This is a genomic window from Streptomyces djakartensis (genome assembly GCF_014651075.1).
Classification (GTDB): Bacteria; Actinomycetota; Actinomycetes; order Streptomycetales; family Streptomycetaceae; genus Streptomyces; species Streptomyces djakartensis.
Genome location: NZ_BMWE01000014.1, coordinates 100,365 through 113,293 on the forward strand (window position 1 = coordinate 100,365; position 12,929 = coordinate 113,293).

Genomic DNA, 12,929 nt, shown 5'->3' on the forward strand with positions numbered 1-12,929 from the left:
CCATACCGGTTTGCCGTGTTGGTGTGGATAGCTTGAGGGGCCTGTGCGCATCAGCGTTCCGTCCCGGGCGCACCGACCCTTTTTCGATCAGCAGGAGACCCATGCGTCCCCGAATAGCCGCCGTCCCGCGCATCACCTCCCTGCCACCCCTCGCTCTGGCCGGCGGCGCACTGGCCGTGGGTGCCGGTGGTCTGTATCTCGCCGGGCTGATGCTCGCGGGCGGGGAGATCGACTCCGGTACGTCGGTGCGCGGGGTGCAGATCGGGGGCCTGACCCGTGCGGAGGCGGTGCGGAAGCTGGAGCACGACCTGGGCGCGGCCGGACCGCGGGAGCTGCGGGTGAGGGTCGGCGACCGCACGGGCACGGTCGATCCGCGGCGGGCCGGGCTCTCCTTCGACGTCCGGGAGACCGTCGACCGGGCGGCGCGCACCGGCGCGGATCCGTTCAGCGTCTTCGGCGGGTTCTTCCGCTCCGGCGGCGAGATCGAACCCGTGCTGCGCGTCGAAGGAAGCAGGGCGCGGGCCGCCCTCGGCCGGCTGGCGAAGGGGCTCGATCAGAAGGTCCGCGACGGTGCCGTCGCCTTCGAGGGCGGGCGAGTCGAGGAGACCGCGCCGCGCACGGGCTACGCGCTGGACGTGGACGCCGCGGTCGGCCCGCTGCGGGCCGCCTTCCTGCGGGGGGACAGCGACTCGGTCACGCCTTTGCCCGCTCGCGCGACCCGGCCGAAGGTCACACCCGAGGAGGTACGCAGGGCGGTGCGCACGTTCGCGGAGCCGGCCATGTCGGCACCCGTCACGCTCACCGCGGGCGGCAGGCGGTTCACGGTCGGACAGGAGGTGCTGGGCGAGCACCTGAGGATGCGGCCGGACGGCGGCGGCCGGTTGCAACCGGAGCTCGACGCGAAGGGGCTGCGGGATGATCCGGCCGTGGCCACGCCGCTGAACGACGTCACCACCACCGCCCGGAACGCCCGGCTGCGAGCGGACGGCGACGGGGTCGTCGTCGCCGAGGACGCAAGGCCCGGCCAGGAGGTCACCGACAAGGCGCTGGGCAAGGCGGTGCTGCCCCTGCTCACGCGGACGGGTTCAGCCCGCAGCGGTGAGGTGGCCGTGCGCCGGATCCAGCCCGAGGTGACCCGCGAGAGCGCCGCGGAACTGGGGCTGACGGAGACGATGTCCTCCTTCACCGTCCACTTCGAACCCGCCGAGTACCGCACCAGGAACATCGGCCGGGCGGTGGAACTGATCGACGGCTCCGTCGTCGAGCCGGACGAGACCTGGAGCTTCAACCGCACCGTCGGGGAGCGCACCGAGGCCAACGGCTTCATGGAGGGCATCATCATCCTCGACGACCAGTTCACCAAGGCGTCCGGCGGCGGGGTCTCGACCGTGGCGACGACGGTGTACAACGCCATGTTCTTCGCCGGGGTCAAGCCCGTGGAGCACGGAGCCCACTCCTTCTACATCGAGCGCTACCCGGAGGGCCGCGAGGCGACGGTCGCCTGGGGCAGCCTGGACCTGAGGTTCGCCAATGACTCCGGCAAGGCGATCTACATCCAGGCCGAGTCCACGGACACGTCCGTGACCGTCTCCTTCCTCGGCACCAGGAAGTACGACGAAGTCACGTCGGTCAAGGGCCCGCGCACCAACGTGAGGCAACCCGGGAAGAAGGTGAGCCACGACGAGAAGTGCGTGCCGCAGACGCCGCTCGAGGGGTTCGACGTCACGGTGGAGCGGGTCTTCCACGACAACGGCACGGAAGTGGGGCGGGAGCCGTACCGCACGCACTACACGCCGCGTGACGAGATCGTGTGCGAGTGATCCATCCGCCGCCCGCCTTCTTCCGGAACCTCGCTGCCGGTCGTCAACCGATGTGGTGGACCGCCTGGTTGGTCAGCTCGTAGCGGGCGCCGACGATGGCGAGCGCGCCGGTTCCGATCCTGGCGGCCAGGTCGGGCTCGGCCGCCAGCGCGGCGCGCACGAGCCGGACGTTGGCGTCCACGGTGGCGTCGATCCGCGCGTCCCCCTCCTTGCTGTGGTCGATGGCAGGGCTTATCCGGTCGGCGAGGTACTGGATGTGGGCGGGCAGCTGTTCGCCGGACCGCTCCGCCTCGACGGCGGCACGCACCGCGCCGCACGACTGGTGCCCGAGCACCACGACCAGCGGGATGCCCAGTTCCAGGACGCCGTAGGCGACGCTGCCGAGCACGGCCTCGTCCAGGACCTCGCCGGCGGTACGCACGGTCATCAGGTCCCCCAGCCCCTGGTCGAAGACCAGCTCCGGGGGTACGCGTGAGTCGATGCAGCCGAGCACGACCGCGAAGGGGTGCTGCCCTGTGACCAGCGTCCGCCGCACGGCCGGGGTTTCGTGCGGGTGGCGCTCGCGGTAGGCGCGCCAGCGGCGGTTGCCGGCGGCCAGTTCTTCGAGGGCCTCCCGCGGAGTGCCGGGCCGCGGGCGGGTGTGCGGCGTGCTCGCGGCGGTTGCCGGGGTGCCGGCGGCGAGGCCCGCGCCGAGGGCCGCTGCCCCGGTCAGCGCGGTGCGCAGGAGGGTACGGCGGCCGGTGCCGCCGGTGGTCGGCCATGGACCGGCGAAGGGGTGCGGTTCAGGACCGGTGCCGCTGTGGGCGGTGGCATGTGAGTTCACGGCCAGAACGTACGCCCGAATTCGGGCGCGGCCGCGGTTCTTGCCGTTTCATGGTGAGAGTTGGGCGAGTGATGTAATTACTTTGCCCGGTCTTTGACGACGCATCAGCAAGCGGCGGGAAACGGCGGGACGCCCGGGCCGGTCGGCGGCTCGGGCGTCCTGTCAGGCGGGGGCGATCAGACGAGGTCGAACCGGTCCAGGTTCATGACCTTGACCCACGCCGCGACGAAGTCGTTGACGAACTTCTCCTTCGCGTCGTCGCTCGCGTAGACCTCGGCGAGGGCCCGCAGCTCGGAGTTCGAGCCGAAGACCAGGTCGGCGCGGGAGCCGGCCCACTTGACCTCGCCGGTGGCGGCGTCGCGGCCCTCGAACGTGGTCTGGTCCTCGGACGTCGCCTTCCACGTGATGCCCAGGTCGAGCAGGTTGACGAAGAAGTCGTTGGTCAGCGAGCCGGGCGTCTTGGTGAAGGCGCCGAGCTGGGACTGCTGGTGGTTGGCGCCCAGGACGCGCAGACCACCGACCAGCACGGTCATCTCCGGGGCGCTCAGCGTGAGCAGGTTGGCCCGGTCGAGCAGCAGGTACTCGGCCGGCAGGCGGTTGCCCTTGCCGAGGTAGTTGCGGAACCCGTCGGCGACCGGCTCGAGCGCCTCGAAGGACTCGGCGTCGGTGTGCTCCTCCGTCGCGTCCACGCGGCCCGCGGCGAAGGGGACCTCCACCTGGAAGCCGGCTTCCTTGGCGGCCTTCTCGACGGCGGCGGAGCCGCCGAGGACGATCAGGTCGGCCAGGGACACCTTCTTGGCGCCGGCGCCGGAGTTGAACTCCTGCTGGATGCCTTCCAGGACGCGCAGCACCTGCGCCAGCTGATCGGGCTCGTTGACCTCCCAGCCGCGCTGCGGCTCCAGGCGGATGCGGGCGCCGTTGGCACCGCCGCGCTTGTCGCTGCCACGGAAGGTGGAGGCCGAGGCCCAGGCGGTGGACACCAGCTGCGAGACGGACAGACCCGACTCGAGGAGCTTGGTCTTGAGGACGGCGATGTCCCCGTCGTCGATGGGCTCGCCCTCGGCCTCGGGCAGCGGGTCCTGCCAGATCAGGGTCTCCTCCGGGACCTCCGGGCCGAGGTACAGGGACTTCGGGCCCATGTCACGGTGGGTCAGCTTGAACCAGGCGCGGGCGAAGGCGTCCGCGAACTCCTGCGGGTTCTCGTAGAAGCGGCGGGAGATGGGCTCGTAGATCGGGTCGAAGCGCAGCGCCAGGTCGGTGGTGAGCATCTTCGGGCGGTGCTTCTTCGACGGGTCGTGCGCGTCCGGCACGATCTCCGGGGCGTCCTTCGCCACCCACTGGTGGGCGCCTGCCGGGCTCTGCTCGAGCTCGTAGTCGAACTCGAAGAGGTTCTTGAAGAAGCCGTTGCTCCACTGGGTCGGCGTGGTGGTCCAGGTGACCTCCAGGCCGGAGGTGATGGCGTCGCCGCCCTTGCCGGTGCCGTAGGTGCTCTTCCAGCCCAGGCCCTGCTCCTCCATGGAGGCGGCCTCGGGGTCGGCGCCGACGTGGTCGGCCGGGCCTGCGCCGTGGGTCTTGCCGAAGGTGTGGCCGCCGGCGATGAGGGCGACGGTCTCCTCGTCGTTCATCGCCATGCGGCGGAACGTCTCGCGGATGTCGCGGGCCGCGGCGATCGGGTCCGGGTTGCCGTTCGGGCCCTCGGGGTTGACGTAGATGAGGCCCATCTGGACGGCGGCGAGGGGGTTCTCCAGCTCACGGTCGCCGGTGTAGCGCTTGTCGTCGAGCCAGGTGGTCTCGGGACCCCAGTAGACGTCCTCGTCGGCCTCCCAGACGTCCGCGCGGCCGCCGGCGAAGCCGAAGGTCTCGAAGCCCATCTGCTCCAGGGCGACGTTGCCGGTGAGGATCATGAGGTCGGCCCAGGAGATGGACTGGCCGTACTTCTTCTTCACCGGCCACAGCAGGCGGCGGGCCTTGTCGAGGTTGCCGTTGTCCGGCCAGCTGTTGAGCGGGGCGAAGCGCTGCTGGCCCGCGCCGGCGCCGCCGCGGCCGTCGCTGATGCGGTAGGTGCCCGCGCTGTGCCAGGCCATACGGACCATCAGGGGGCCGTAGTTGCCGAAGTCGGCCGGCCACCAGTCCTGCGAGGTGGTCAGAATCTCGGCGATGTCACGCTTCACGGCGGCGAGGTCGAGGTTCTTGAACGCCTCGGCGTAGTCGAACTCCCCGCCGAGCGGGTTGGCGACCTCGGGGTTCTTGGCGAGGATCTTCAGGTTGAGCCGCTCGGGCCACCACTGGCGGTTGCCGCCGCCCTGGGTGGGGTGCGGGGCTCGGCCGTGCGCCACCGGGCAGCCGCCGCCCGTCTCCTCCTGCTTCGCGTCAGTGACGATCGCGTCGTGGTTCTCGGTCATGGGATTCCTTCCGGACAGGGTGGGTCACGGTGCTCGGGTGGATCACATCGCTCAGGGATTGCGGGCGGTGGAGCAGGCGGGGCACAGGCCCCAGTAGATGACCTCGGCCTCGTCGACGGCGAAGCCCCGGTCGTCGGACGCGGTCAGGCACGGGGCATGGCCCACCGCGCAGTCGACGTCGGCGACGGTCCCGCACGACCGGCACACGAGGTGGTGGTGGTTGTCGCCGACCCGTCCCTCGTAGAGGGCCGGGCTGCCCGGCGGGTCGAGGCGGCGTATGAGTCCCGCCGCGGTGAGTGCGTGGAGCCCCTCGTAGACGGCCTGGACGGAGATGTGGCCGACGCGGCCGCGCACCTCGGAGGCGATCGCCTCGGCGCCGAGGTGGTCACCGTCCCGCACGGTCTCGAGCAGCGCGACGCGGGCGGCCGTCACCCGCAGGCCGGCACCGCGCAGCTCCTCGGCGGTGGTCGGGTTCCGGGATGCGGTCATGGCGGACAACCTATCCACACAAACACGAGTGATTCAAGAAAACGAACGGTTCAATTTTGGTGTCGTGGCGGTGAGGCTTTGCGTGACGGCCTTGCTGACCCATTGTGAGCTACGCCACAGCCATCATGATCGTGCCGCGGCGTGGTGCCGGGATGGTGTCAGCCGTGTCCGTGTCGCGCCAGCACCGCACGTGCGGTTTCGGCCATGGCCTCGTCGACCATCCGGCCCTCGAAGACGAGGGCCCCTACACCGTCGCGCTGGGCCGCCTCCACGGCGGCGACGAGTCGGGCGCAGCGGTCGAGCTCCTCCGGGTTGGGGGCGAAGACCTCGTTGATCACGGGGACGTGGGCCGGGTGGATGGCCATCATGCCGTCGTAGCCGAGGGAGCGGTTCTGCTCGGCGAAGGCGCGCAGGCCCCTCAAGTCCGTGATGTCCGTCCACAGTCCGCTCACCGGGTACGGCGCTCCGGCGGCACGGAGGTCCAGCAGGACGCGGGAGCGCAGGGCGAGGGTCTCCGTGCCCTCGGGGCTCCAGCGGTAGCCGACGGCGCGCTCCACGTCCCCGCCCGGCGCGGTCAGCGCGCCGGCGTAGGCGACCCGGGGAGTCGTCGCGGCGATGTCGTAGGCGTCGTGCAGCGCGCGGGCCGACTCCAGCAGCGGGACGAGGGCCGTCGTCCCGGGCGGCAGGCCATGCTCGTGTTCGCACCAGCCGATCAGGCGGTCCGCGAGCCGTACGTCGGCGCGGGTGCGCACTTTGGGCAGGACGACTCCGGCCAGCCCTGGGCGCACCACGGCACGCAGCTCTTCGGCGGCCGTCCAGTCGTCGAGGGGGTTGATGCGGACGAACAGGGCCATGCCGCCGACCGGTTGGGCCGCGGCCTCCGCCAGGGCGTCGGTCACCCGGGCACGGGCGAGCGGCCTGTCGGGGGCGGGTACCGCGTCCTCCAGGTCGAGGACGACGGCGTCGGCACCGGCGGCCCGGGCCTTGGGGAGCCAGTCCGTGCGGTGGCCGGGGACGAAGAGCAGGGAGCGGAGCGGGGAGCGGGGCGGGGCCGCCGGGAGGTCGTCAGACGACATCGTGCTTCTCCAGGTGGGCCAGTTCCCGGTCGCTCAGTCCCAGCCAGTCCCGGTACACGAGTTCGTTGTCCTGGCCGAGTGCGGGCCCGGTGCGCCAGACATGCCCGGGGCGCTGCCGGAAGTGCGGGATGACCGCCTGCATGCGGACCTCGCCCAGGTCGGGGTCGTCGACGGTGACGATGTCGCCGCGTTCCGCGTAGACCGGGTCTGCGGCGATGTCGGCCGCGTCGAACACCCGGGAGGCCACGACTTCGGCGCGGGCGAACGCCTCCAGGCACTCGGCGGCGGAGCGGCCGGCGACCCAGGCCCGCAGTCCCTCGTCCAGCTCGCCACGCCGTGCGTGCTGTTGCTCCGACGTGGCGAACTCCTCCTCCGGCAAGTCGAGCAGCCGCGCCACGTTGCGCACGGAACGCGGTGTCGCGGAGGTCACCGTGATCCACTGCTCGTCCCGGGAGCGGTAGGTGTTGATGACGGCGGCGGGCGCGACCGCCAGCTGGTTGCCGGAGCGCTGGGGCACGGTACCCAGCTGGTCGTGCACGATGACCTGCCACTCGACGAGCCGGAAGAGGGGTTCGAACAGGGCGAGGTCGATCCACTCGCCGTCGAATCCGGGGTCGTGGTCGCGCCGGTGGAGGGCGGCGAGGACGGCGTAGGCACCCATCAGGCCGGTCACCGCGTCGCCGTGCGAGAAGCCGGTGTGGACGGGTGGCCCGTCCGGATGTCCCGTCAGATGGACGACCCCGCTGCGGGCTTCACCCATCTTGCCGAAGCCGGGGGCGTCCGCCTGGCTCGAGGTGGCGCCGAAGCCGGAGATCTGCAGCAGGACCGCCTTCGGGTTGATCCGGTGCACGGCCTCCCAGTCGAGGCCCCAGCTGCGCAGACGCCCGGCGCGCAGGGTGACGATGACGACGTCCGCCCAGGCGACGAGGCGGCGGGCGACCGCGCGGCCCTCCGCGTGGTGCAGGTCGAGGGTGACGGAGCGCTTGTTGCGGGCGGCGACCTTGAACCACAGAGGGACGCCGTCGCGCCGGGGCCCCATCGCGCGGGCGGCGTCGCCGGTGCCCGGCGGTTCGACGTGGACCACGTCCGCCCCCTGGTCGGCGAGCATCGAACCGGCGAGCGGGCCGGCCACCACGTGGGCGAACTCGACGACCTTCAGTCCTCGCAACTGCCCGTGCCCCGTGGTGTTCCGCTGGTCGTCCGGCACCGCTGCGCCCCCTCGCCTCAGCTGGTCAGGTTCGTCTTCAGACTGCCGAGGCGGAGAAATGCCTGTCCAGCAAAAGAACGCCATCAATCAATGCGGAGAGCGCATCAATCGGGTTCAGGCCCAGGACACTCCCGGCGGAAGTGGCCTTCCCTCGGCACGGAAGTTCTCCAGCGTCTCCAGGAAGTGCTCGGTGACGCTCGGGAGGGTGCGCCGGGCGCGCAGGGCGATGTCCAGGCGCCGGTCGACGACGGGGCCGACGAGCGGCCGGAAGACGAAGGGCCCGGTGCCCAGCAGGGGCAGGACGAGGGCGGGCAGCGCGGTCACGCCGAGGCCGGCGGCGACCAGTCCGCCCACCGTGGCGACGCTGCCGGCTTCCGCCGCGGGATCCGCGTGCGCGCCGACCTGGCCGAAGGCGGCGTCGGTGAGACGCCGCACGCTGGAGTCACGTCCGACCGCGAGGAACGGCTCGCGCGCCAGGTCCGCCCAGCCCATCTCGTCGCGGCCGGCGAGCGGATGGTCGTCGCGCAGGACCGCCACGAAACGGTCCCGGACCAGGGGGCGGAGTTCCAGCCGCTCCGGGGGCACGCCGACCGTGGTGATCGCGAAGTCCGCGTCGCCCGACAGGACGCGGTTCAGCACCGCCCGTTCCAGACCGTCGAGCAGGCGCACGGCCACCCGCGGCCGGTCCGTGCGGAAGCCGGAGATGACCTGTGGGAGCAGCACGGCGGCGACGGAGGGCAGCGTGGCGACGGCGACCGTGCCGGACTCACCGAGCAGGAAGCGGTCCAGTTCCCTCATGCCGGCCCGGTGGGCGCCGAGGATCTGCTCGGCGATCCGCAGTGCCTCGACGCCCGCGGCGGTCAACTGCACGTTGCGGGTGTCGCGTTCGAGCAGTTGGGCGCCGACCTGCCGCTCCAGGTCGGCGACCGCGCGGCTGAGGGACGACTGCGACACGCCCAGCCTGAGGGCGGCGGCGGTGAAGCTCGTCGCCTTGGCGACGGCAGCGTACGCCGAGAGTTGGCGCAAGGTGGCCTCCATGGCCGGGAAGCGTAGGCCACAGCGCGCCGATTGATGCGTGAATCGCATCGAGAGATATCTGTTTGATGCTGGACATGGATCTGCCGGCGCTCGGACACTCTCGGCTATCCCCGAGAAAGCGAGCGTCATCATGCAGGCAGCGCTGGGCTTCGCCACGATCGCCCTGTTCCTGTTGCTCACCATGTCCGGACGCGTCTCGGTGCTGGTCGCGCTGGTGGTGCTTCCGGTGCTGGCGGCGCTGGCGGGCGGGTTCGCGGGCGAGCTGGGCGAGATGGTGCTCGACGGGCTGTCGAAGGTGGCGCCCACCGGCATCATGATCGCCTTCGCCGTTCTGTACTTCAGCCTCATGGTCGACGCCGGCCTGTTCGATCCGCTGATCCGCGGTCTGCTGCGGCTGGCCGAGGGCGATCCGCTGCGCATCACCGTCGCCACGGCCGTCCTGACGCTGTGTGTGGCCCTGGACGGGGACGGAGCCTCCACCTTCCTGATCACCGTGTCCGCGCTGCTGCCCGTCTACCGCAGGCTCGGCATGAGCCCGCTGGTGCTGTCCGGGGTGGTCTGCCTCGGGGCGGGCGTGATGAACATGGTGCCCTGGGGCGGGCCCACGGTGCGGGCCATGGCGGCGCTGAAGCTGGAGAGCTCGGAGGTGTTCACGCCGGTGCTGCCCGCGATGGGGCTCGGCATCGTCTGGGTCCTGGTGGCGGCCTGGCTGATCGGCCGCCGGGAGCGGCGGCGGCTCGGGGCGCTCACGGTGCCGGGTCCGGGGACCACCGAAGCCGTCCGGACGACCGCTGCCGCGCCCGGCGACGGTCCTGGCGCCGTCCGGGTGGCGGAGCACCGGCGGCTGGGGCTGACGGTCTTCAACCTGTTGCTGACCGTCGTGCTCGTCGTCGCCCTGGTCCTCGAGGTGATGCCGCTGCCGGTGCTGTTCGTCCTCGGGTTCGCGGTGGCGCTCCTGGTCAACCACCCCACGTGGGAACAGCAGCAGGCACTGCTCGACAGGCACGCGAAGAACGTGGTCCTCGTGACCACGATGATCTTCGCCGCGGGTGTGCTCACCGGGGTTCTCACCGGGACCCGGATGATCGACGCGATGGCCGAGGCGCTGGTGTCGGTGATACCGGGCTCCCTCGGCGGACATCTGCCGGTGCTGGTGGCGGTCACAGGCATGCCGCTGAGTCTGGTCTTCACCCCGGACGCCTACTACTTCGGTGTCCTGCCCGTGCTCGCCGAGACGGCACACGGCTTCGGCACCGACCCGGCCGAGGTGGCCCGGGCCGCCATCCTCGGCCAGATGACGACGGGCTTCCCGCTCAGCCCGCTCACCGCCTCGACCTTCATCCTGGTCGGCATGAGCGGCGTCCAGCTCGGTGAACACCAGCGGTTCGTCTTCCGCTGGGCCTTCGCCACCACACTCGTGATGACCGCCGGTGCCCTCCTGACCGGGGCCCTCTCCCTCTGACGGAGGCTGACAGCCCGCCATCAGGCAGACCCGCTCCCGGCGGAGGCCCCGGGGCGGGCCGGAAAGGCGACGCCGCGCTTCGTCGGACTCGCCCTCGCCGTGCCCCTCAGGTCTCCGCTGAGGTCAGGCGGTCCAGTTGGGACGCGGCCGTGGCGGCCCGGCGTCCGGCTTCGCGGACGCGGCGGTCGGCCGTGCGCGCCGCTTCCCGTGCCGTGCGTTCGGCGAAGCGGGCCTGCTGGTGTTCACCACGAACGTGTTCCAGTTCCCCGGTGAGCTCGTCCACCTGCCGCTGGAGGCGCTCCACCTGCTGTTTCGCGTCTTCCAGCGCCCGGCCGGCGGCCGCCGCATCGTCCTGCAGCGTGCGCAGGTCCCGCTCGGCTGCCTCGGCCTCCTGACGGGCCTTGGCCAGTCGCCGCCGGTGCTCCGCGTCGGCCTTCCCGTCCGGGCGGGAGGGGGCGGCTTTCGCGGGTGCCGTGCCACGCCGCGGCCCCGCGCCCTCGGCGGCGGCCGGGAATCCGACGGTCGCGCTGAGCGGCCTGGCCAGCCGGCCGGTCGCCCATGCCTCGGCCGCTGAGGGGTCGGCGAGCACGGCGTGCAGGGTGTTCTCGACCTCGCGCTGCACGCTCTCGCTGATCCGATGGCCGGCCTCCGCGGCGAGTTGCCGGGCCTGCTGGGACAACGCGCGGATGAGCGCGTGCTGCCGGCGGCTCAGCTCGCGCAACTGGGTGCCGTCCAGGTCCCGGTGGGCCTGCCGCAGCCCCTCCCCCAGCCGGAGCAGGGGTTCGACCTCGCCGGGCCGGCTGCGGACCAGGAGGTTGCTGACCCACGCGGCGAGGCTGGGTTTGCGCAGGGAGCCGATCCGGTCGGCGAGCTCGCGGTCTCCGGCGGTGCGGGCGGCGGCCACGGCCTGGGCGCGGGCTGCGGTGAAGTCCTCCGGCCGCGTGGCGTACAGCTCGTCGGCCACGGCGTCGTAGTCCATGAGCGTCCTTTCGCGTGAAGGCTCCGCCGCTCCGATGGTCTCAGGCCCTGCGGCCGGGGGCTCGCGGAGTGGCCCCCGGAGGGGTGGCTGGGCCCCCGGGAGGGGTGGCCTGGGCCCCCGTTCATGATCCGGAAATCGACGGTTTAACATATGAGCGCCGCCTAGCTCGAAAGATGGATTCGTGACTGCCAACGAGGACTCCTTCACCAACTGGAAGAACCGCGAGGAGATCGCGGAGTCGATGATCCCGATCATCGGGAAGCTGCACCGGGAGCGGGACGTGACCGTCCTGCTGCACAGCCGCTCCCTGGTGAACAAGTCGGTGGTCAGCATCCTCAAGACCCACCGGTTCGCCCGGCAGATCGCCGGTGCGGAGCTGTCGGTCACCGACACGCTGCCGTTCCTCGAGAGCCTCGCCGGACTCGACCTCGGGCCGTCCCAGATCGACATCGGCATGCTCGCCGCGACGTACCGCGAGGACGACCGCGGTCTGTCGGTCGCGGAGTTCACCGCCGAGGCCGTCGCCGGTGCCACCGGCGCCAACAAGATCGAGCGCCGCGAGGGACGCGACGTCGTCCTGTACGGCTTCGGCCGCATCGGCCGGCTCGTGGCCCGGCTGCTCATCGAGAAGGCCGGTTCGGGCAACGGCCTGCGGCTGCGGGCCATCGTCGTGCGCGGGGGCGGTGAGCAGGACATCGTCAAGCGCGCCTCGCTGCTGCGCCGCGACTCGATCCACGGCCAGTTCCAGGGCACGATCACCGTCGACGAAGCGACCAGCACGATCGTGGCCAACGGCAACGAGATCAAGGTCATCTACGCGAACGACCCGTCCGAGATCGATTACACGGCGTACGGCATCAAGGACGCCATCCTCATCGACAACACCGGCAAGTGGCGCGACCGCGAGGGCCTGTCCGAGCACCTGCGTCCCGGCATCGACAAGGTCGTCCTGACCGCGCCCGGCAAGGGCGACGTCCCGAACATCGTGCACGGCGTCAACCACGACACCATCAAGCCGGACGAGCGGATCCTGTCCTGCGCGTCCTGCACCACGAACGCCATCGTGCCGCCGCTGAAGGCGATGGACGACGAGTTCGGGGTCCAGCGCGGCCACGTGGAGACCGTCCACTCCTTCACCAACGACCAGAACCTGCTGGACAACTACCACAAGTCCGAGCGCCGGGGCCGGTCCGCGCCGCTCAACATGGTGATCACGGAGACGGGCGCCGCCTCCGCCGTCGCCAAGGCTCTTCCCGACCTCAAGGCGAAGATCACCGGCAGCTCCATCCGGGTCCCGGTGCCGGACGTGTCCATCGCGATCCTCAACCTTCAGCTCGCGCGTGAGACCGACCGCCAGGAGGTCCTCGACTACCTGCGTGAGGTGTCCCTGACCTCGCCGCTGAAGCGTCAGATCGACTTCATCAGCGCGCCCGACGCGGTCTCCAGCGACTTCATCGGCTCGCGGCACGCCTCGATCGTCGACGCCGGCGCCACCAAGGTCGAGGGCGACAACGCGATCCTGTACCTGTGGTACGACAACGAGTTCGGCTACTCCTGCCAGGTCATCCGGGTCGTGCAGCATGTGTCGGGGGTGGAGTACCCGACGTACCCGGCCCCGGCGGTCTGATCCCCT

10 protein-coding genes are annotated in these 12,929 nt (G+C 71.4%); 3 read left to right on the forward strand and 7 right to left on the reverse strand.

Annotated elements, in window-relative coordinates:
* Positions 1-101 precede the first annotated feature (101 nt).
* Positions 102-1,820: a VanW family protein gene (locus IE212_RS24015; RefSeq protein WP_190199994.1), complete on the forward strand. Its 1,719-nt coding sequence runs from the start codon at positions 102-104 to the stop codon at positions 1,818-1,820.
* Between the two features lie 43 nt (positions 1,821-1,863).
* On the opposite strand, the gene IE212_RS24020 is transcribed toward IE212_RS24015, so the two are convergent.
* From IE212_RS24020 to IE212_RS24045, 6 genes are all read right to left on the reverse strand, one after another.
* Complete coding sequence (locus IE212_RS24020; protein ID WP_190199995.1) at positions 1,864-2,643, reverse strand: carbonic anhydrase; 780 nt, start codon at positions 2,641-2,643, stop codon at positions 1,864-1,866.
* Between the two features lie 176 nt (positions 2,644-2,819).
* On the reverse strand, positions 2,820-5,045 hold the full coding sequence (katG, locus tag IE212_RS24025; protein ID WP_190199996.1) for a catalase/peroxidase HPI: 2,226 nt from the start codon (positions 5,043-5,045) through the stop codon (positions 2,820-2,822).
* 51 nt (positions 5,046-5,096) lie between these two features.
* Entirely contained in the window at positions 5,097-5,534 is a 438-nt protein-coding gene (locus tag IE212_RS24030; protein ID WP_190199997.1) for a Fur family transcriptional regulator, read from the reverse strand.
* A gap of 158 nt (positions 5,535-5,692) precedes the next feature.
* Complete coding sequence (locus tag IE212_RS24035) at positions 5,693-6,610, reverse strand: HpcH/HpaI aldolase/citrate lyase family protein (RefSeq protein ID WP_190199998.1); 918 nt, start codon at positions 6,608-6,610, stop codon at positions 5,693-5,695.
* Positions 6,600-7,817, reverse strand: a complete 1,218-nt coding sequence (locus tag IE212_RS24040) for a CaiB/BaiF CoA transferase family protein (protein ID WP_190199999.1) — start codon at positions 7,815-7,817, stop codon at positions 6,600-6,602. Before IE212_RS24040 ends, IE212_RS24035 begins: the two co-directional genes overlap by 11 nt.
* 114 nt (positions 7,818-7,931) lie before the next feature.
* Positions 7,932-8,855, reverse strand: coding sequence for a LysR family transcriptional regulator (locus IE212_RS24045; RefSeq protein WP_190200000.1), 924 nt, complete (start codon positions 8,853-8,855; stop codon positions 7,932-7,934).
* A 130-nt stretch (positions 8,856-8,985) separates the two neighbouring features.
* On the opposite strand from IE212_RS24045, the gene IE212_RS24050 reads away from it, so the two are divergent.
* Complete coding sequence (locus tag IE212_RS24050; protein ID WP_190200001.1) at positions 8,986-10,317, forward strand: CitMHS family transporter; 1,332 nt, start codon at positions 8,986-8,988, stop codon at positions 10,315-10,317.
* Between the two features lie 106 nt (positions 10,318-10,423).
* Here the strand turns inward: IE212_RS24050 and IE212_RS24055 are convergent, their stop codons facing one another.
* Complete coding sequence (locus IE212_RS24055; RefSeq protein WP_190200002.1) at positions 10,424-11,296, reverse strand: hypothetical protein; 873 nt, start codon at positions 11,294-11,296, stop codon at positions 10,424-10,426.
* Positions 11,297-11,477: 181 nt separating this feature from the next.
* Here IE212_RS24055 and IE212_RS24060 point away from each other — a divergent pair, with 181 nt between their 5' ends.
* On the forward strand, positions 11,478-12,923 hold the full coding sequence (locus IE212_RS24060; RefSeq protein WP_190200003.1) for a glyceraldehyde-3-phosphate dehydrogenase: 1,446 nt from the start codon (positions 11,478-11,480) through the stop codon (positions 12,921-12,923).
* Positions 12,924-12,929: the final 6 nt, after the last annotated feature.